At 69.4% G+C, this 17,854-nt stretch carries 20 protein-coding genes; 10 read left to right on the top strand and 10 right to left on the bottom strand.

Annotated elements, in window-relative coordinates; translation table 11 throughout:
• Positions 1 to 55 precede the first annotated feature (55 nt).
• On the bottom strand, positions 56 to 901 hold the full coding sequence (locus ACLJO0_RS23725; protein ID WP_125785300.1) for a PspA/IM30 family protein: 846 nt from the start codon (positions 899 to 901) through the stop codon (positions 56 to 58).
• A gap of 220 nt (positions 902 to 1,121) precedes the next feature.
• Complete coding sequence (locus ACLJO0_RS23730) at positions 1,122 to 2,003, bottom strand: RNA polymerase sigma-70 factor (protein WP_125785299.1); 882 nt, start codon at positions 2,001 to 2,003, stop codon at positions 1,122 to 1,124.
• Between the two features lie 171 nt (positions 2,004 to 2,174).
• Here ACLJO0_RS23730 and ACLJO0_RS23735 point away from each other — a divergent pair, with 171 nt between their 5' ends.
• Positions 2,175 to 2,660, top strand: a complete 486-nt coding sequence (locus ACLJO0_RS23735) for a carboxymuconolactone decarboxylase family protein (RefSeq protein ID WP_410580573.1) — start codon at positions 2,175 to 2,177, stop codon at positions 2,658 to 2,660.
• Positions 2,661 to 2,711: 51 nt separating this feature from the next.
• Here the strand turns inward: ACLJO0_RS23735 and ACLJO0_RS23740 are convergent, their stop codons facing one another.
• The 4 genes from ACLJO0_RS23740 to rimO all read right to left on the bottom strand — a co-directional run bounded on the left by ACLJO0_RS23740 (position 2,712) and on the right by rimO (position 5,807).
• Positions 2,712 to 3,161: a helix-turn-helix domain-containing protein gene (locus tag ACLJO0_RS23740; RefSeq protein ID WP_199746542.1), complete on the bottom strand. Its 450-nt coding sequence runs from the start codon at positions 3,159 to 3,161 to the stop codon at positions 2,712 to 2,714.
• Between the two features lie 101 nt (positions 3,162 to 3,262).
• On the bottom strand, positions 3,263 to 3,724 hold the full coding sequence (locus ACLJO0_RS23745; protein ID WP_410580574.1) for a CinA family protein: 462 nt from the start codon (positions 3,722 to 3,724) through the stop codon (positions 3,263 to 3,265).
• Positions 3,721 to 4,362, bottom strand: coding sequence for a CDP-diacylglycerol--glycerol-3-phosphate 3-phosphatidyltransferase (pgsA, locus tag ACLJO0_RS23750; protein WP_410580575.1), 642 nt, complete (start codon positions 4,360 to 4,362; stop codon positions 3,721 to 3,723). The genes ACLJO0_RS23745 and pgsA overlap by 4 nt, the downstream gene beginning before the upstream one ends.
• Complete coding sequence (gene rimO, locus ACLJO0_RS23755; RefSeq protein WP_410580576.1) at positions 4,359 to 5,807, bottom strand: 30S ribosomal protein S12 methylthiotransferase RimO; 1,449 nt, start codon at positions 5,805 to 5,807, stop codon at positions 4,359 to 4,361. Before rimO ends, pgsA begins: the two co-directional genes overlap by 4 nt.
• Positions 5,808 to 5,895: 88 nt before the next feature.
• On the opposite strand from rimO, the gene ACLJO0_RS23760 reads away from it, so the two are divergent.
• Positions 5,896 to 6,423 (top strand): amino-acid N-acetyltransferase, encoded by a 528-nt coding sequence (locus tag ACLJO0_RS23760; protein ID WP_199753985.1) that lies wholly within the window; start codon positions 5,896 to 5,898, stop codon positions 6,421 to 6,423.
• 73 nt (positions 6,424 to 6,496) lie between these two features.
• Here the strand turns inward: ACLJO0_RS23760 and ACLJO0_RS23765 are convergent, their stop codons facing one another.
• Positions 6,497 to 7,030, bottom strand: a complete 534-nt coding sequence (locus tag ACLJO0_RS23765; RefSeq protein ID WP_410580577.1) for a CGNR zinc finger domain-containing protein — start codon at positions 7,028 to 7,030, stop codon at positions 6,497 to 6,499.
• A 58-nt stretch (positions 7,031 to 7,088) separates the two neighbouring features.
• Between ACLJO0_RS23765 and ACLJO0_RS23770 the strand changes: the two genes are divergently transcribed.
• Positions 7,089 to 7,937, top strand: coding sequence for an alpha/beta fold hydrolase (locus ACLJO0_RS23770; protein ID WP_410580578.1), 849 nt, complete (start codon positions 7,089 to 7,091; stop codon positions 7,935 to 7,937).
• A gap of 10 nt (positions 7,938 to 7,947) precedes the next feature.
• A complete protein-coding gene (locus ACLJO0_RS23775; protein WP_410580579.1) occupies positions 7,948 to 8,592 on the top strand; it encodes a nitroreductase family protein in 645 nt (214 codons plus the stop codon).
• Between the two features lie 181 nt (positions 8,593 to 8,773).
• Here ACLJO0_RS23775 and ACLJO0_RS23780 read toward each other — a convergent pair whose 3' ends face one another.
• Both ACLJO0_RS23780 and ACLJO0_RS23785 read right to left on the bottom strand, forming a co-directional pair.
• The gene (locus ACLJO0_RS23780; protein WP_125793382.1) at positions 8,774 to 9,238 is read right to left on the bottom strand and encodes a hypothetical protein; all 465 of its coding nucleotides are present in this window, start codon (positions 9,236 to 9,238) and stop codon (positions 8,774 to 8,776) included.
• 86 nt (positions 9,239 to 9,324) lie between these two features.
• Positions 9,325 to 11,652, bottom strand: coding sequence for a DNA translocase FtsK 4TM domain-containing protein (locus tag ACLJO0_RS23785; RefSeq protein ID WP_410580580.1), 2,328 nt, complete (start codon positions 11,650 to 11,652; stop codon positions 9,325 to 9,327).
• Between the two features lie 297 nt (positions 11,653 to 11,949).
• Between ACLJO0_RS23785 and ACLJO0_RS23790 the strand changes: the two genes are divergently transcribed.
• The 6 genes from ACLJO0_RS23790 (at position 11,950) to ACLJO0_RS23815 (ending at position 17,187) form a co-directional block, all read left to right on the top strand.
• The gene (locus ACLJO0_RS23790; protein WP_410580581.1) at positions 11,950 to 12,759 is read left to right on the top strand and encodes a lysophospholipid acyltransferase family protein; all 810 of its coding nucleotides are present in this window, start codon (positions 11,950 to 11,952) and stop codon (positions 12,757 to 12,759) included.
• A gap of 48 nt (positions 12,760 to 12,807) precedes the next feature.
• On the top strand, positions 12,808 to 13,422 hold the full coding sequence (gene wrbA / locus ACLJO0_RS23795; protein ID WP_410580582.1) for an NAD(P)H:quinone oxidoreductase: 615 nt from the start codon (positions 12,808 to 12,810) through the stop codon (positions 13,420 to 13,422).
• A 70-nt stretch (positions 13,423 to 13,492) separates the two neighbouring features.
• Positions 13,493 to 13,798 (top strand): hypothetical protein, encoded by a 306-nt coding sequence (locus tag ACLJO0_RS23800; RefSeq protein ID WP_410580583.1) that lies wholly within the window; start codon positions 13,493 to 13,495, stop codon positions 13,796 to 13,798.
• On the top strand, positions 13,798 to 15,330 hold the full coding sequence (locus ACLJO0_RS23805) for an alpha/beta hydrolase (protein ID WP_410580584.1): 1,533 nt from the start codon (positions 13,798 to 13,800) through the stop codon (positions 15,328 to 15,330). Before ACLJO0_RS23800 ends, ACLJO0_RS23805 begins: the two co-directional genes overlap by 1 nt.
• Positions 15,331 to 15,401: 71 nt before the next feature.
• Positions 15,402 to 15,944, top strand: coding sequence for a hypothetical protein (locus ACLJO0_RS23810; protein WP_410580585.1), 543 nt, complete (start codon positions 15,402 to 15,404; stop codon positions 15,942 to 15,944).
• A 271-nt stretch (positions 15,945 to 16,215) separates the two neighbouring features.
• Complete coding sequence (locus ACLJO0_RS23815; RefSeq protein WP_410580586.1) at positions 16,216 to 17,187, top strand: EamA family transporter; 972 nt, start codon at positions 16,216 to 16,218, stop codon at positions 17,185 to 17,187.
• Here the strand turns inward: ACLJO0_RS23815 and ACLJO0_RS23820 are convergent.
• Complete coding sequence (locus ACLJO0_RS23820; RefSeq protein ID WP_410580587.1) at positions 17,164 to 17,754, bottom strand: DUF305 domain-containing protein; 591 nt, start codon at positions 17,752 to 17,754, stop codon at positions 17,164 to 17,166. The two genes, ACLJO0_RS23815 and ACLJO0_RS23820, sit on opposite strands and share 24 nt — an antisense overlap.
• Positions 17,755 to 17,854 lie beyond the last annotated feature (100 nt).

The following is a 17,854-nucleotide window of genomic DNA, read 5'->3' on the forward strand; positions in this document are numbered from 1 at the left end:
AGTGTGAGACCGGTCCCGCACCCCGCGGGGTGCGGGACCGGCTCTAGGTGGTGTGTCAGGCGGGGTTCTTGCCCTGTTCGGCCTGAACCCGAGCCTGGATCTCACGCTGGATGTCCGCGGAGCCCGACGCCTTCGGCGCCGCGGCGGCGGTCTTGCCGTCCGTGACCTGAGCGACGGAGTCGCCCTTCATGGACGCGCGGATCTGCTCCAGGCGCGAGTGCCCCGCGAGCTGCGTGGTGGAGGCCTGGACCTCCATCATCCGGCCCTGGACGGAGTTCTGTGCGAGTTCGGCCGAGCCGAGCGCGGTGGTGTAGCGCTTCTCGATCTTGTCGCGAACGTCTTCCAGTGACGGGGTGTTGCCCGGCGCCGCCAGCTCGCTCATCTGGTTCAGCGAAGCGGAGACCTGCTCCTGCATCTTCGCCTGCTCCAGCTGCGAGAGCAGCTTGGTGCGCTCGGCCAGCTTCTGCTGCAACATGGTCGCGTTGCGCTCGACGGCCTTCTTCGCCTGCGCCGCAGCCTGGAGCGACTGGTCGTGCAGGGTCTTCAGGTCCTCGATGCTCTGCTCGGCGGTGACGAGCTGCGCGGCGAAACTCTCCGCGGCGTTCTCGAACTCGGTCGCCTTCTGCTCGTCGCCCTTGGCGCGCGCCTCGTCGGCGAGCACCAGTGCCTGGCGGGTCGAGGCCTGGAGCTTCTCGACATCGCCGAGCTGGCGGTTCAGCTTCATCTCCAGCTGGCGCTGGTTACCGATCACCGAGGCGGCCTGCTGGGTCAGCGACTGGTGATTGCGCTGCGCCTCCTCGATGGCCTGCTGGATCTGTACCTTCGGGTCGGCGTGCTCGTCGATCTTCGACGAGAACGCCGCCATCATGTACTTCCAGAACTTCACGAACGGGTTGGCCATCTCCTCCGCCTGCCTTCTCGCATCCCACGGGCTGTTACCTCGAGGTGGGGCGTCCCCTCTGTGATGTTGCAACGTCCCGACCCCGGCGTTGAGTTCCATCGTGTCAGGTCGGCGTCCCGCGTTCCAGGCGACCCCGACGGAATTCAGGGATCCCCCTGACTGTGATGTCCGCGACCTTTCGGGTTCACCGTCCGGTGACCGTGGGTGAAAACGGCCGGAGTCAGCGGCGCAAAGCGGTCTCCTGTTCCATGCGTGACAACTTTTCGGGGTTCCGCACCGCGTAGAGCCCGGTGATGAGGCCGTCGTCGACGCGCAGCGCGAGGACGGTGTCGACCTCGTCGCCGAGCCGGAGGATCAGCGCGGGATGCCCGTTGACCTGCGCCGTCCGCATCGTCGCCGCGTCGTCGCGGACCGGGCGGCTCGCGGCCAGCAGCGGCGCGACCATGGCCGCGCCCACGACGGGTTCGAGCACCGCCTGCACCACGCCGCCCCCGTCGCCGAGGAAGACGACGTCCGGCGAGAGGACGTCGAGCAGTCCTTGCAGGTCACCTGTCCGGACCGCGCGGTGGAACGCGTCGAGCACGTCCCGGGTCTCGCCGGGGGACGCGGCACCTCGCGGCCGCCGCGCGGCGACGTGCGCCCGGGCCCGGTGGGCGATCTGGTGGACCGCGGCCGGGGTCTTGCCGACGGCTTCGGCGATCTCGCCGTACGCCACGTCGAACACCTCACGCAGCACGAACACCGCGCGTTCGGTCGGCGTGAGGGTCTCCAGCACCAGCAACATCGCCATCGAGACGCTGTCGGCCAGCTCGACGTCTTCGGCCACGTCGGGGGTGGTGAGCAGCGGTTCAGGCAACCATGGGCCGACGTAGGACTCCTTGCGGCGGCCGAGCGTGCGCAGCCTGCCGAGCGCCTGCCGGGTGGTGATGCGGACCAGATAGGCCCGCGGGTTCTCCACGGTGCCTAGATCGACGCCCGACCAGCGCAGCCACGTCTCCTGGAGGACATCTTCGGCGTCGGCGGCCGAGCCGAGCATCTCGTAGGCGACGGTGAACAGCAGGTTCCGGTGGGCGACGAACGCCTCCGTGGCGGTGTCGGACATGGATGGCTCCTGTTCTCGGCGGCGGTGTCCCCCACCAGACGCCGCGTCCCCTCGATTTCTGACACGTCGATTGCGTGGCGCACGTCACGTTCCGATGCTGTCAGGGCTACCGGGCTCGCGGCATCTGGTGGTCGTCCGGTTCAGCCAACGACCACGAATGAGGACGAGATCATGGATACCCGTTTCGATCTGAACAGCAACGAGCTCGGCGCGAAGATCGGCAAGCGCTTCGCAGGAGTCAGTGTGGCCATCAAGGGGTCGACGCTGCCGAAGGTCACCCAGGAACTGGTGTCGCTGCGGGCCAGCCAGCTCAACGGCTGCGGCTTCTGCGTCGACGCCCACGCCAAGGACCTGGCGGCCGCCGGCGAACCCGCGGTCCGCGTCAACCTGGTCGCCGCCTGGCGCGAGTCCACCGTGTTCACCGAGGCCGAGCAGGCCGCGCTGGCGCTCGCGGAGGAAGGCAGCCGGATCGTCGACGCGCACCCGGGCGTCTCCGACGAGACCTGGGCCCAGGTGCGGAAGCACTACGACGACGATCAGATCGCAGCGCTGGTCTACCTGGTCGCGATGATCAACGCCGCCAACCGGCTGCTCGTCATCACGCACACCAAGGGCGGCTCGTACCAGGCCGGCACGTTCGACGGCGTCGCGAACTGACGGGAAAGGCCCCAGGCGGACTGCCTGGGGCCTTCCCCGTTCACAACCTTGCTAGGCGGCGACCATCTTCGGTGCGGAGATGGTCGTCCGCAGGGCGGGGCTCATCCGCGGCGGTGGCGAGATCCGCAGATCGGCCAGGTCGTTGCCGATCAGCTCGGACACCAGGCGGCCGCCTTCGAGCTCGCCCGCTTCGGTCTTCTCCCGCTCCGGAACGCGCCGCTTGCCGGCCTCGACCTTCTCGTCCACCGGAGCGACCTCGACGTTGTCCATCGCCGAGACGTCCGCCGCGACCTTGTGCAGGAGTTCGCCCAGCGGAAGTTCCAGGGCCTCGCAAATGGACGCCAGCAGCTCGCTGGACGCCTCCTTCTGCCCACGCTCGACCTCGGACAGGTATCCGAGGCTCACCCTGGCGGCGCGGGAGATGTCCCGCAGCGTTCGACGCTGGTTCGTGCGGGCGTGTCGGAGCCGGTCGCCGATCGCCTCGCGCAACAGCACGGTCATCACGCGCCTCCCTTCCAGGACTGACTACCCCCTACGTTACCCAGAGCGGTGCCCCGGGCGCAGGTGTTGACACGGCAATACGCCAAGGGCGAACGCGGCGATCATGCGAGATGTTCCCCCAGCAGGGCGAACGCGCCCTCGATCGCACCGGCCCTGACCGAGGCTCGATCACCGCTCAAGTCCAGCGTACGGACGGTGAGCACGGCCGGGCCCGCGAGCCCGACGTGGACGGTGCCGGGTGCCACACCGTCCTGTCCGTCCGGACCCGCGACGCCGGTGAGGCCGAGGCCCCAGGTGGCGCCGCACCGTTCTTTCGCGCCGACGGCCAGTTGCGCCGCGACCTCGGGATGAACGGCGCCCTGCGCGGCGAGGAGGTCTTCGTCGACACCGGCCAGCGTCGCCTTGAGGTCGGTCGCGTAGACGATCAGGCCGCCGCGGACCACGGCACTCGATCCGGGGATCTCGGTCAGCGTCGCGCAGACCAGCCCGGCGGTCAGCGACTCCGCCGTCGCCACCGTCTCCCCGCGCTCGATCAGGTGAGTGATCAAGGTCTCAGCATTCATGCGCCCGCGGCACGCCTTCCGGCGGCGCGCAGCCGCACCGCGCGCACGACGTAGTCGAGCCCGGTCACGACGGTCAGCACGAGCGCGACCCCCATCAGCACCCAGCGCACCGGCTCGGCCGACGCGGGCAGGGGCAGCAGGTACGCGGTGATGGCCGCGACCTGCGCGAGCGTCTTGGCCTTGCCGCCGCGGCTGGCCGGGATGACACCGTGCCGGATCACCCAGAACCGCAGCAGCGTCACCCCGATCTCGCGGATCGCGATGACGATGGTGACCCACCAGCCCAGTTCGCCGAGCACGCTCAGCCCGATCAGCGCGGCACCGATCAGCGCCTTGTCCGCGATCGGGTCGGCGATCTTGCCGAAGTCGGTGATCAGCCCGTACTTGCGGGCCACCCAGCCGTCGACCTGGTCGGTGAACGAAGCGATCGCGAACAGCGCGGTGGCGATCGCGCGCCAGAAGGTGTCCGCCCCGTCGCCGGTGAACAGCGCCAGCACGAACAGCGGCACCAGCACCAGCCGCGACATCGTGAGCAGGTTCGCCAGGTTCAGGGTCGGGACCGGGGTGGCATCGGGAACCCGGGCGTGCTCACCGCCCGTCCCCTCACCGGCCCCGGCGTCGCTCGGGGCGGCATTCACCGGTCGGCCTCGGGCGGCGCGGGCCGCACGATCAGGTCGACACCTTCGGAGTCGACGACCTCGCAGCGCACGAAGTCACCCACCGCCAGCGCGGGCAGGTCTTCCGTCTCGATCAGGACGCATTCGCCGTCGACCTCGGGGGCCTGGTGCGCGGCGCGGCCGATGGGGTCCTCACCGTCCTCGGCCTGCTCGATGAGGACGTCGACGAAGTCACCGATCCGGTCTTCGGCCCGCTGCGAGGTCAGTTCCTCGACCAGCGCGGAGATCCGGGCGACCCGCTCGGTCACCACGGACTCGTCGAGTTTGCCGTCGAAGGTCTCGGCCTCGGTACCGTCCTCGTCCGAGTACCCGAAGACGCCCACCGCGTCCAGCCGCGCACCGTTCAGGAAGCGCTCCAGCTCGGCGAGGTCCTCCTCGGTCTCGCCGGGGAACCCGACGATGACGTTGGTGCGGATGCCGGCGTTGGGCGAGAGCTCCCGGATCTGGTCGCACAGCGCGAGGAAGGAGTCCGTCGAGCCGAAGCGGCGCATGCGGCGCAGCACGGTCTCGCTGGAGTGCTGGAAGGACAGGTCGAAGTAGTCGGCGACGCCCGGCGTGGTCGCGATGGCCTTGACCAGGCCGGGGCGCGTCTCGGCGGGCTGCAGGTACGAGACGCGGACGCGTTCGATCCCGGGCACCGCGGCCAGGCGCGGGACCAGCAGTTCCAGCGCGCGGGCGCCGTCACGGCCGAAGTCCTTGCCATAGGAGGTCGAGTTCTCCGAGACGAGGAAGACCTCCTTGACGCCGTTCTCCGCGAGCCACATCGCCTCGGCGACGATTTCGTCCGGCTGCCGCGACACGAAGGAACCGCGGAACGACGGGATCGCGCAGAACGAGCAGCGCCGGTCGCAGCCGGACGCGATCTTCAGCGCGGCCACCGGGGAGGTGTCGAGCCGGGTCCGCAGCACCCGCGGGCCCCAGCCGTGCTGCGCGTGCCCCGGCACCTCGACCGACTCGGCGGCGTCCGGACGCTGGACCGGGCTGATCGGCAGCAGCTTGCGGCGGTCGGAGGGGGTGTGGGACTCGATCTTGCGACCGGCCACGACGTCGTCGAGGCGTTCGGAGAGGTCGGCGTAGTGGTCGAAGCCCAGGACCGCGTCGGCCTCCGGCAGGTTCTCGGCCAGCTCGTTGCCGTAGCGCTCGGCCATGCAGCCGACGGCGACGACCTTCTTGCCGGTATCGGACGCCGCGAGCAGCGTGTCGACCGAGTCCTTCTTGGCGGACTCGACGAAGCCGCAGGTGTTGACGACCACGACGTCGGAGTCCTCGGGCTCGGCGGCGAGCTCCCAGCCGCCCGCCGCCAGCCGTCCGGCGAGTTCCTCGGAATCGACCTCGTTGCGGGCGCAACCGAGGGTCAACAAGGAAACGCGACGGGTGGCGACAGGATCAGTGGTGGGAGAAGGCACGTGCCTTAGGGTAGCTGGCCTGTTCGCGGGGTCGGCGATCGCTCGCTCGGGCGAGCCCTCGACCGGGGGGTGCCCCGTGGATGGCTTAATGGTGGACGTGCCCTCAGACCCTCTCCTTCGCCGCCATCCGACCGTCCGCCGGGCGCGGATCGCGGACGTCCGCAAGATCAAGGCGCTGGTCGACTCCGACGCGGGGACGGTGCTGCTGGAGAAGGAACTCGTCACCCTCTACGAGAGCGTCCAGGAGTTCTGGGTGGTCGAAGACGGTGACGACGTGCTCGGCTGCGGCGCGCTCCACGTGCTGTGGGAGGACATCGCCGAACTGCGCACCATCGCCGTCGACAAGGCCTCCCGTGGTCGCGGCATCGGGCACGCGCTGGTGGAGCAGCTGATCGGCTTCGCCCGCGAGATCGGGCTGAAGCGGCTGTTCGTGCTGACCTTCGAGACCCACTTCTTCGCCGGTCACGGCTTCGTCGAGATCGACGGCACCCCGGTGACCCAGGAGGTCTACGAGGAGATGCGGCGTTCGGCCGACCCGGGTGTCGCGGAGTTCCTCGACCTGCCGTACGTGAAGCCCAACACCTTGGGCAACAGCCGGATGCTGCTGGAGCTGTAGCTGAAGGGGACTTTCACCGCATCGGATGCGGTGAAGGGCGCTTTCGCCACATCGCATGCGGCGATGGTCCCCTTCAGCTCTTTTTCGCGTGGCGGGCGACCCGGACCCGGTTGCCGCACAGCGACGGCGTGCACCAGACACGCCTCCTGTTGGCCGCCACGAACAGCATCGAACAGTCGTGCGCGCCGCATCGCCGCAGCTGGGCGGCGCGCGGACCGGACACGAGGTCGATCGTGGCCACCGCGACAGCGGCGAGCGCGATCTCGGCGCCGTCCTCGCCATGCCAGAACGTCTTCGCTCCCTCGGCGGTCAGCCGCGGGCTGGTGGGAACGGCGGCCGCGGCCGCGTTGACCCGCTCGACCGCCCATGCCTCGGGCGCCCGCGCGGCCACGGTCGCCTCCAGCACCTCACGCACCGCTGACCGCAACCGCCTCGTCTGCGCGGCCGACGGCGGCCGGGCGCCTTCGGGCAGCAGGGGCGTCTGCGTCGACCAGAATCTGTCGTGGCCGTCGTCGAGCAGATCGACCGACGGCGAGACGGCCAGCATCACGGTGTCGGCGAGGTTCACCGCGAGATCGTCACCGGGGAGCGAGTCGAGATCGAGCATGCCTTGACACTATCAGGTACTAATGGTTCAAGACAGTTCTAACCATTAGGGAGTGTTCATGGCGACCATCCGGCACCGCTCGGTCCAACTCGGCGACGTCGAGGTCTTCTATCGCGAGGCCGGTGCCCCCGACGCACCCGTTTTGCTGCTGCTGCACGGCTTCCCGACGTCGTCGCACCAGTTCGTGCGGCTGATGCGCCGTCTCGCCGGCCGGTGGCGGCTCATCGCGCCGGACCTGCCCGGATTCGGGCAGACAGTGACGCCCGAGGGCTTCACGTTCACCTTCGACAGGCTCGCCGAGGTGGTCGGCGACTTCGTGGACGCGCTGGAACTGCGCAGATACGCGCTCTACGTCTTCGACTTCGGTGCGCCGGTAGGGCTGCGGCTGGCCGTCTCGCGACCGTCCGAGGTCACCGCGCTGATCACGCAGAACGGCAACGCCTACGTCGAAGGACTCGGCCCGGCGATGCCGGACTTCGCTTCCCTCACGGACGAAACCGAGGCGCGGCGCGGATTCGCGGAGATCCTCCAGCCGGAACAGATCCAGTGGCAGTACACCGAGGGCGCCCGCGCTCCGGAGACCATCGATCCTTCGAACTACCTGCTGGACCAGTATTTCCTCGACCGACCCGGCCGCGCGGAGGCGATACAGGACCTGCTTTGGGACTACCGGAACAACCCACCCGTGTACCCGAAGTTCCAGGCGTGGCTACGGGAAGCGCAGCCGCCCGTACTCGCCGTCTGGGGCCGCAACGACCTGTTCTTCGCCCCTGCGGGAGCCGAAGCGTTCCGGAATGATGTCCCTTCGGCGGAGGTTCACTTCTTCGACACCGGGCACTTCGCGCTGGAGGAGGACGTCGAACCGATCAGCGAGCTGATCGACCGCTTCCTGGCGGCACACCACTGAAAGGCGGGACATGGACACCTCGGTCACCGACCATCTGCTCAGCACGACGCGAGCGGTCCGCCGCAAGCTCGACCTGGACCGGCCGGTGGAACCCGAGGTGCTCGAAGAGTGCCTGCGGCTCGCGTTGCAGGCGCCAACGCCGGGGAACCAGCAGGCGTGGCGATGGCTCGTCGTACGGGATCAGACGGTGAAGGACCGGCTGTCCGAACTGTTCCGGCGGGTCGGGAAGGCGTACCTGGAGGCGAACGCGGCGGCGCTGGGCGAGACGATCACCGAACCCTCCGTGGCGCGAGCGTTCGCTTCGGGACAGCACCTGATCGACGTGATCGACCGGGTGCCGGTGTTCGTCATCCCGTGCCTGACCGGCAGGCCTGCCGGTGACAACGCGACCGACGCCGCGTTCTACGGCGGCATCTTCCCGGCGGTGTGGAACTTCCAGCTGGCGCTGCGCTCACGCGGCCTCGGCTCGACGCTCACGACGTATCACCTGACACACGAAGCGGAGGCGGCCGAAATCCTCGGCATCCCCGCCGACGTCACGCAGGTCGGGCTGCTGCCGGTCGCCTACACGACGGTGCCGGACTTCAAACCCGCGTCGCGCGTGCCGCTGTCCGAAGTGGCGTACCTCGACGGCTGGGGCCACCCACTGTCGTGAGTGTTTTGGGTGGTTCTGGCGAGCCTCCTCTTAGGTACCTGCGGCGCTTCTTGCGCCTAGGTATAGGAAGGGGTCCTTCATGTACTGGGGAAGGCGTGAAGGACCCCTTCCCTACCCTCAAGGTAGGCAAGGAGGCCCTCACGGACCTGCGATCGACCGAGCCGGTGCGACCTGCCCGACGCTAAGCCTTGGACACCCGCAGGGTGACCTGGTCGCCCCCCGAACTCACGGCGACCAGGTCCACCCGGCAGGCGGCGAACTCGACGGACTGCCGGCCACCCCGCCCGGTGGAGGCGACTTCCGCCGTCGTCCGCTCACCGCGTCCCGGTTCGGCCAAGGCCAGCTCGATCACGGCCTCCCCTTCCCAGACGCAGACCATGCCCGCGGCGCAGCGGGAATCGGACACCAGGCGAGCGAACCGGATACTGACGTCCTTCGACGCGACCTCGGTCGTGTCACCGGCGTTGAGGACGACGGTCTCCCCCAGCTCGACGGCACCCTGGGCAGGCTGGGGCCGCTGTACCGGCGCGGGCTGGACCAGCGTGGGCTGGGTCGCGGCGGGTTGTTCGCGCGCGGCGGAGCTGCCGGCTCCGCAGGCGAGGCCGACCAGGGCGCAGAGGACGACGAGCAGCTTCTTGGGGTCCACGTGTTCTGGACGTAGCGGAGGCTCCGGTCCGTTGCATCGGTCCGCCCGGAAACTCAGCGACGGTCGTGGGATCCTCGCGAGCCCGCTCAGTCGTCGGAGACGTCGCCGCCGTTCGCGTCCCCGCCGCCGCGGATCATGAACAGCACCGACTCCAGCTCCTCCGGCTTGATCAGCACGTCCCGCGCCTTCGAGCCCTCCGAAGGGCCGACGACGCCGCGGCTTTCCAGCAGGTCCATCAGCCGCCCGGCCTTGGCGAAGCCGACGCGAAGCTTCCGCTGCAGCATCGACGTCGAGCCGAACTGCGAGGTGACGATCAGCTCGGCGGCCTGCAGCAACACGTCGAGGTCGTCGCCGATGTCGGAGTCGATTTCCTTCTTCTCGCCGGCCTTCGCCGCGGTGACGCCGTCCTGGTAGTCCGGCTGCGCCTGCTCCTTGGCGAAGTTCACCACCGCGGAGATCTCTTCGTCGCCGACGAAGGCGCCCTGGATGCGGACCGGTTTCCCGGCACCCATCGGCAGGTACAGCGCGTCACCCATACCGATGAGCTTCTCCGCGCCCGGCTGGTCGAGGATGACCCGTGAGTCGGTGAGCGAGGAGGTCGCGAACGCCAGCCGCGACGGCACGTTGGTCTTGATCAGGCCGGTCACGACGTCGACCGACGGGCGCTGGGTCGCCAGCACCAGGTGGATACCGGCGGCACGCGCCTTCTGGGTGATCCGCACGATCGCGTCCTCGACGTCGCGCGGGGCGGTCATCATCAGGTCGGCGAGCTCGTCGACGATCGCCATGATGTACGGGTACGGCTGGTAGACGCGCTCGCTGCCGGGCGGCGCGGTGATCTCGCCCGAGCGCACCTTCTTGTTGTAGTCGTCGATGTGCCGGACCTTGTTGACCTGCATGTCCTGATACCGCTGCTCCATCTCCTCCACCAGCCAGGCCAGCGCGGCGGCGGCCTTCTTCGGCTGGGTGATGATGGGCGTGATCAGGTGCGGGATGCCCTCGTACGGGGTCAGCTCGACCATCTTCGGGTCGATCAGGATCATCCGGCACTCGTCCGGCGTCGCTCGCGCGAGCAGCGAGACGAGCATCGAGTTCACGAAGCTCGACTTACCGGAACCGGTGGACCCCGCCACCAGCAGGTGCGGCATCTTCGTCAGGTTCGCGGTGACGAAATGGCCCTCGATGTCCTTGCCGAGCCCGATGACCATCGGGTGGTTGTCCTTGACCGTCGACGGCGCGCGCAGCACGTCGCCGAGGCGCACCATCTCGCGGTCGGAGTTCGGCACCTCGATGCCGACCGCGGATTTACCGGGGATCGGCGCGAGCAGCCGGACATTGTCGGTCGCCACCGCGTACGCGATGTTCTTGGTCAGCGCGGTGATCTTCTCGACCTTCACACCGGGGCCGAGTTCGACCTCGTACCGGGTGACCGTCGGGCCCCGCGTGAAGCCGGTGACCTGCGCGTCGACGTTGAACTGCTCCAGCACGCCGGTGATCGCCTCGATCATGGCGTCGTTGGCCTTGCTGCGGGACTTCGGCGCGTCGCCGAGCTTCAGCAGGTCCGGCGGCGGGAGCTTGTAGTCGCCTTCGACGGTCCTCGTGACCGCCAGCGGAGCCTCGGCCTTCTTCGGCTTCTTCTCTTCGACAGGCTTAGGAGTCGGCTTCGGAGGTCGCAGTGGCGTCGGCGTTTCGGCCAGCGCGGCCTCGATGTCGAGCTGCTCGCCCTCGTGGTCGGCCGCGGCCTGGCGGCGGCGTGACGGCTTTCGCAGGCGGACCGACTTCGGGTCGGCTTCGGTGACGGCGTCGCGTTCGTCGTGGATGGCCTTGCGCTCGGCCTCGGCCTCTTCGATCTCTTCGGGGTCGAGACCCCAGTTCCGCAGCCGGTGCGGGATCTCCCGGACCGGGGTCCCGGTGAACACGAGCGTGCCGAACAGCAGCGCCAGCACCAGCAGCGGCACGGCGACCCAGGTGGTGACGCCCATGGTCAGCAGGCCACCGGAGAACGCGCCGATCACCCCGCCGGCGTACATCCGGCCGTCGTTGGTCTCGGGCAGCGCGGTGAAGATGTGCAGCAGGCCGAGTACCGACAGGATGACCAGCAGCGTGCCGATCACCATCCGCGGCCGGGCCTCCGGCATCGGTTCCGAACGCATCAGCGCGACGGCGACGACGGTGAGCACCAGCGGCAACGTCACCGCCCCGGCGCCCAGCAGCGAGCGCGTGCCGACCTCCACCCAGCCGCCGATCGGGCCCGCGGCCCGCCACCAAACGCCGAAGGCGATCACCAGCGCCAGCGCGATCAGGCCCAGTGCGAGACCGTCCCGGCGGTGTTCCGGTTCGAGTTCACGGCCGCGGCCGACCGTCCGCGCCAGGGTCCCGAGACCCTTCGCGAGCAGGTTCCAGGTGCCGCGCACGCCCTTGGCGAACGTGCCGGACGACTTCTTCCGCGGTGCCGGACGCCGTGGTGCGGGCTTCCTCGCAGCCGTTGACCTGGGCTTCGCCGGGGTACGCGGCTTTCGCGCCGGCCCCTTGCTGCCGCCGCTTCGCGCCGTACTCCGTTTCCTGGTCGTCGACCCGCTAGCCATGTCTCCACGGTAACCGCCTCGACCCTCCAGCCCCGGCTGCCACTCGGAGCACATCGGAGAACATTCGTCTCCGGTCAGCTTGAGCGGCCATCCGGGTGAAAAGCGGTTCATGACATGCTCTGCCCCATGTTCGCGCTGCATCAGGACGAAAATTCGGCTCGCCGCGCCCCGGCCATCTGGCGCACGATGCTGAACATCGACCGGGGGCTGGTCAACTTCGTCGGCAAACTCACCGTGACCGGCGGTGTTCCGGCCGAACTGCGCCGCAAGCCCTTGCTCATGACGGCCAACCACATCGGCGTGTTCGACGCGTTCGTGCTGATGGCGGCCTGCAAACGGATCGGCATCAACCCGCGGTTCATGCTGGCGGGCGGCATCCTCGACGCGCCGGTCATCGGCCCCGCGCTGCGGGTCAGCGGCCACCTGCGGGTCGACCGCAAGCAGGCCTCGACGGCCATCGGCCAGTTCGCCGAAGCCACCGAAGCGCTGCGCACCACCCATGACCCGTTGATCGTCTATCCCGAGGGCCGGATCAGCCACGATCCCGGCCTGTGGCCGGAGCGCGGCAAGACCGGCGCGGCGCGGCTCGCGCTGGCCGCCGGGGTGCCGGTGATCCCGATCAGCCAGTGGGGCGCGCACGAGGCCGTGTACTGGGGAACGGAGACCGTCAACGGGCCCGCCGACCTGGTGCCGCTCGCGAAGTCCGGGCTGAGCGCGCCCATGCGGCGGCCGCGGTTCAAGGTGCATTTCGGCGAGCCGGTGGACCTGTCGGAGGTCGAGCCGGAACGGCCGGGCGCCGGGGTCCGCGCGCACGCCAAGATCATGCAGGCCATCACCGACGGCCTGGTCCCGCTGCGCCGCGACGAACTCGACAAGCCGCGCTTCCACGACCCGACGCGGCCGACCGACACCGTCAGTCCCTGGAAGAAGTACTGAGTTCCGGATCCTGAGACGCGTGCTCGCGTTCGCCTAGGGTCGGCGGACGTGAGCACCCGCATCCTCGTCGTCTACTACAGCGCGACCGGAAACACCGCGAAACTCGCCACGGCGCTGGCCGACGGCGCCCGCGCGGCCGAAGCCGAAGTCCGTGTCCGCACGGTTCCCGAAACCGCCCCGCCCGGTGCGGTGGCGAGCAATCCGCGCTGGCAGGCGTGGGTGGACGCGGGGCCGCACCACCAGACGGCGACGCTGGAAGACCTGGAATGGGCCGACGGTTTCGCGGCCGGGAGCCCGACCCGCTTCGGCGGCCCCGCCGCCCAGCTGAAGTCCTTTTTGGACAGTACCGGCGGCCTGTGGGCCAAGGGAAAGCTGGTGAACAAGGTCGCGACGTCGTTCACCACCGCGTCCACCGCGCACGGCGGGCTCGAATCGACCGTGCTGGCGACCAACAACATCTTCTACCACTGGGGCGCCATCGTCCTGCCGCTCGGTTACACCGATCCGCGGCTGCTCGAATCGGGCAATCCCTACGGCGGCTCGTTCGTCTCACGCAAATCCGCCGAACCCGACGAACTCGCCCTGGAAGCCCTCCGGTTACAGGGGCGACGGCTCGCCACCGTCTCGCGCCACATCGCCGACGGTCTTTTCAAGGACGGGTGAAGGGAACCGCGCACCCGCCTCCCACGTCATAGAGTGGTCACACAGCGTCACGCTACGGGGAGGAAGCGGGATGACCGGCGGCTACGAGGTGGTCCTGGAATCGATCGGCGCGGCATCAAGCGCGGCGAAACGGGCTTCGGACGACGTCGGGAAGGTGAACCTCGCGGCCACGCTCACCGGCGTCGCGGCAAGCTTGCCGGGCGGAGTATCCGGTGAAGCGGCCCGACTGCTCGCCGACGCCTGGGGCCGCGCGGTGCCCGGCTGGGCCGAGAACACCGCGGACTACTCCGCACGACTCGACGCGGCGGCCGTCCGCTACCGCTCGAACGAGCAGGAGGCGTCGCAGGATCTGCGCGCCGCCGGGACGCCGGCCTGATGCTCACCTGGGGTGACGTGCGCCGGTGGGATCCGGCCGCGATCGGCCGCGTGGCCGACGCGCTCAACGACGGCTGCACCCGCATCATCGCCGCGAGCGACGACGTCGGAGCCATGGCCCGCTTCACGGGCTGGACCGGCGAGGCGGCCACCGCCGCGTCGATCCGGGGCGAATCGCTGACCTCCACCCTGGAACGGCTCGTCGCCGAGGCGTCCGCGGTCCGGCGGGGTGCCCACGAGGTGCAGATCGCGCTGGACCGGATCGTCGCGTTCGTGCGGGAGACCGACGAACTGGCGCACCGGAACGGCGTGACCATCGGTCCCGGCGGCGAGATCTCCGTCGGCGTCGCGCGGCCCGACCAATCTCGCGTGATGGCGGAACTGGCCGACCGGATCGAACAGGGCCTGCGCCGCGCGGCGGACGTCGACACCGATTTCGCGGCGATCCTGGACCGGGCCCTTCGTGGCGAGATCACCGAACAGGGTGGCGGCACCCTCGCCCAAGCGGCGGACGCCGGGGCCGCGCAAAGCGGCCTGTCGATCATCGGCCCGCCGGAGAACGGCTCCCCCGGTGACAACAAGGCCTGGTGGGCGAGCCTGTCGGATACGGCGAAAGTCGCGTTGCTGCAAGGAAACCCGGGGCTCGTCGGCAATCTCGACGGTATCCCGGCGGCCGACCGCGACGCCGCCAACCGAGCCGTCCTCGCCCGCGAGATCGCACGGCTCCAGGGCGATCCCAAGCTCAAGGGTCTGGAAGCCATCGAACGGCGGCTGGCCCAGTCGGAGCCGCAGGCGTTCCTGCTGGGGCTGGACACCAGCGGCGACGGGAAGGCGATCGTTTCCGCGGGGAATCCCGACACCGCGGCGAATGTGGCGACCTACGTGCCGGGGACCGGTTCGGAACTGGCGAAGATCGGCGGCGATCTCAACCGGTCCGACAAGATGTGGGCCGCGGCGACCACCTCGGGTTCGCCGTCGACCGCGGTGATCACCTGGCTCGGCTACGACGCGCCGAACGAGATCACCGACGCCGCGAACGCCAAGTACGCCGACGGCGGCAAGGCGGCCCTCACCGGATTCCAGGACGGGCTACGGGAAACGCACCAAGGACCGCCTTCGCACAACACGGTGCTGGGCCACAGCTACGGCACCACCGTCGTCGGGCACGCGGCGGTCGACGGCGGCCTCGCCGCGGACGAACTCGTCTTCGTGGCGAGCCCCGGCGTCGGCGCGCACGACGTCGGCGAACTGCACCTCGACGGGGTGAACCAGGACGAGATCGGCGAACACGTGCACGCGACCGTGGCCGAACACGACATGATCAACCTGGCCAACGTGGAGATCGCCGGCTATGACCCGATCCTCGGCCAGGACCCGACCGACGCGGACTTCGGCGGGCAGGTGTTCACTTCGGCGCCGGGCACGGACGGGTGGAGTGGGTACAGCACGGAGGCGCACAGCGAATACTGGGAAGACAACAACCCGTCGTTGAACAATCTCGGCCAGATCATCGCCGGGAAGCCGACGACGTGAACCGGGCCTTCACAGTCATCCTCGCCTCGCTGATGTTCTCGGCGGCTTGTTCCCCTGGAGGTGGGGACCACATGGAATCGACGATCACCGAACAGCAGGCTCGCGACAAGGTCGAGCAGTACATCCAAGGCGCGCTGTCGGCGTTGCCCGCCTCTGCCGAACTGAAGCCGTTCACACGGAATCGTTCGGAGTGCACCGATCCGACCGACAAGGGCCCGCTGGGCCGCTTCGAGATCTCCGCGACCTACGAGATCGTCGGCCTGGACTCCGCGCGGTTCCCCGAACACTTCACGGCGATCACCCAGTGGTGGGAAGCGCACGCCTTCAAGATCCTGACCGACTCCCGGCCAACAGATCAGTATGTCTTCGCACGAAACACCGGCGATGCCTTCGACATGTCGATCAAGGCGAACGACCTCGGCAAGTTCTACGTCGGGGCCACCTCCCCCTGCGTCTGGCCGAACGGCACGCCCGAACCCCAAGCCGCCGAAGCCACCGAACCCGAGCAGCCGGTCGCCGCTCCCCCGGAACCGGTCCGCAAACCGCGCCGCGCCCCCGTCGACGACGAGGACTTCGCCCAGACCAACTGGACCGACGGCGGCGCCTCCTTCTGACGGCGCATGGTCACCGGGCCGGTAGTGAGGGCCTCCTTCACTACCCTCAGGGTAGGCAAGGAGGCCTTCACGGACCGGTGTGCGCCGGGTGACCTTGGCTCGGCGCGCCGGGCCGTCGGAAGCGGGGAAGATTCCGGACGTTGAACGTCCCAAATCTTCCCCACTCGGCTTGTCGGCCACGCGGCCTGAGTGGCACAGCCTCCAACGGGCCCACGCCCAGCCGCTGGGAAAACGGGTCGCCCCGCCGTCACCCGGCCTCTACCCTCCGGCCGTGACCGCCGAACTCGCCGCCGCCCCCGCCCAGCATGTCGCGCATCGCGGCCGGGGCATCACGCTCATCCTGCTCGCCGCGGTCTTCTTCGGGACGTCGGGTGTGCTGGGCAAACCGGCGATGCAGGCGGGCTTGTCGCCGGAGCAGGTCGCGGCGATCCGCATCGGGCTGTCGGCGATCGTGCTGCTCGCGCTGGTCGCCGTCTTCCGGCCGAAGCTCCTCAAGGTGACGAAGCGCGAGTGGCCGCTGCTGCTGGCGTACGGCTCGCTCGGCGTGGCGGGCGTTCAGCTCATGTATTTTCTCGCGGCGGGCCGGATCCCGGTCGGGATCGCGATTTTGCTCGAGTTCACCTCACCGGTGCTGATCGCGCTGTGGGTGCGGTTCGTGCGGCGGGTGCGGTTGCCGAGGGCGATGTGGGCGGGGATCGCGCTGGCGATGACGGGGCTCATGCTGGTCGCGCAGGTCTGGGAGGGGCTGAGCCTGGACGTCGTCGGGTTGCTCGCCGGGCTGGGCGCGGCCGTCTGTTCGGCGGGTTACTTCCTGCTCGGGGAACGGGGCGTCGCGGATCGCGATCCGCTCGGCATGGTCACCTGGGGGATGACGATCGGCGCGGTCCTGGTGTGCGCGGTCGCGCCGCCGTGGACGATTCCGTGGGGCGTGCTCGACGTGCCGGCGTCATTCGGGCCGTGGGAGCCGCCGGTGTGGTCGCTGCTGATCGCGCTGGTGCTGATCGCGACCGTCCTCGCCTACGCGACGGGCATGGCGGCGCTGCGTCATCTCCCGGCGTCGGTGGCGAGCGTCGTGGGACTGGTGGAGCCGCTGATCGCCGCCACCGCGGCCTGGCTGCTGCTGGGCGAGGCGCTCAGCTGGATCCAAGCCGCGGGCGCGGTCGTGCTGCTGACCGGCGCGTACATCGTCCAGCTGAATTCGAACGTGGTCCAGACGGACTCAACCCTGCTGGAGGCCTCGTAGCTCGCTGATCTCCTGCTGCTGCGAACGCGACGTCGTCGCGGCGAGGTCGCGGGCGTCGGGGTTGCGGCCGTGCTGGGTTTCGGCTTCGGCGATGCGGACGCCCGCCTCGCGCTGGCGGATCAGGCGGGCGGTGAACTGGCGGTCGAAGTCCTTTCCGGACAGTCCCGCCAGTTCCGCCATGTCGCCGGGGCCGATGTACCCGTCGCGCTGGATGTGTTCCAGGTTCGGGTCGTCCGGCGCGGGCTGGCCCCACGCCTCGATGAGCCCGGAAAGCCGCGCGATCTCCGGCTCGTGCGTGTCGATGACGCGCTTGGCGAGCGCCTTCAGCCGGCCGTTCTCCGCGCGGGTTTCCGCCAGTGAAGCCAGATCCACACCCTGCTGGTGGTGCGCGAGCGCCTGCCGGGCGAACGCGACATCGGCGTCGTTGAACGGAACGGCGGCCTGTTGCGCCATCGGTGAAGACCCGGGAGGCGCCGTCTGCGACTGGGGTGCCTCGTCCGAGCAGCCCGCGAGCGCGACGGCGGCCATGGCGACGGCGGGCAGGAACCGGAGGACGGCGTGCGACATCGAAGAGCTCCTCGGAACGCGCGGTGGAGGTGCCTAGGTTGGCAGAGTCCACATCGGCCTGTTCACCGGGGGTTGCGCAAACACTTTTCCTCCCGGGCTC

It is taken from the genome of Amycolatopsis sp. lyj-108, from assembly GCF_046549005.1.
Classification (GTDB): Bacteria; Actinomycetota; Actinomycetes; order Mycobacteriales; family Pseudonocardiaceae; genus Amycolatopsis.

Excerpts from the sequence above, each read along its gene's own strand:
- ACLJO0_RS23725 (WP_125785300.1), bottom strand. The coding sequence starts at position 901 with ATGGCCAACCCGTTCGTGAAGTTCTGGAAGTACATGATGGCGGCGTTC.
- ACLJO0_RS23730 (WP_125785299.1), bottom strand. The coding sequence starts at position 2,003 with ATGTCCGACACCGCCACGGAGGCGTTCGTCGCCCACCGGAACCTGCTG.
- ACLJO0_RS23735 (WP_410580573.1), top strand. The coding sequence starts at position 2,175 with ATGGATACCCGTTTCGATCTGAACAGCAACGAGCTCGGCGCGAAGATC.
- ACLJO0_RS23740 (WP_199746542.1), bottom strand. The coding sequence starts at position 3,161 with ATGACCGTGCTGTTGCGCGAGGCGATCGGCGACCGGCTCCGACACGCC.
- ACLJO0_RS23745 (WP_410580574.1), bottom strand. The coding sequence starts at position 3,724 with ATGAATGCTGAGACCTTGATCACTCACCTGATCGAGCGCGGGGAGACG.
- ACLJO0_RS23760 (WP_199753985.1), top strand. The coding sequence starts at position 5,896 with ATGGTGGACGTGCCCTCAGACCCTCTCCTTCGCCGCCATCCGACCGTC.
- ACLJO0_RS23765 (WP_410580577.1), bottom strand. The coding sequence starts at position 7,030 with ATGCTCGATCTCGACTCGCTCCCCGGTGACGATCTCGCGGTGAACCTC.
- ACLJO0_RS23770 (WP_410580578.1), top strand. The coding sequence starts at position 7,089 with ATGGCGACCATCCGGCACCGCTCGGTCCAACTCGGCGACGTCGAGGTC.
- ACLJO0_RS23775 (WP_410580579.1), top strand. The coding sequence starts at position 7,948 with ATGGACACCTCGGTCACCGACCATCTGCTCAGCACGACGCGAGCGGTC.
- ACLJO0_RS23790 (WP_410580581.1), top strand. The coding sequence starts at position 11,950 with ATGTTCGCGCTGCATCAGGACGAAAATTCGGCTCGCCGCGCCCCGGCC.
- ACLJO0_RS23800 (WP_410580583.1), top strand. The coding sequence starts at position 13,493 with ATGACCGGCGGCTACGAGGTGGTCCTGGAATCGATCGGCGCGGCATCA.
- ACLJO0_RS23805 (WP_410580584.1), top strand. The coding sequence starts at position 13,798 with ATGCTCACCTGGGGTGACGTGCGCCGGTGGGATCCGGCCGCGATCGGC.
- ACLJO0_RS23810 (WP_410580585.1), top strand. The coding sequence starts at position 15,402 with ATGGAATCGACGATCACCGAACAGCAGGCTCGCGACAAGGTCGAGCAG.
- ACLJO0_RS23820 (WP_410580587.1), bottom strand. The coding sequence starts at position 17,754 with ATGTCGCACGCCGTCCTCCGGTTCCTGCCCGCCGTCGCCATGGCCGCC.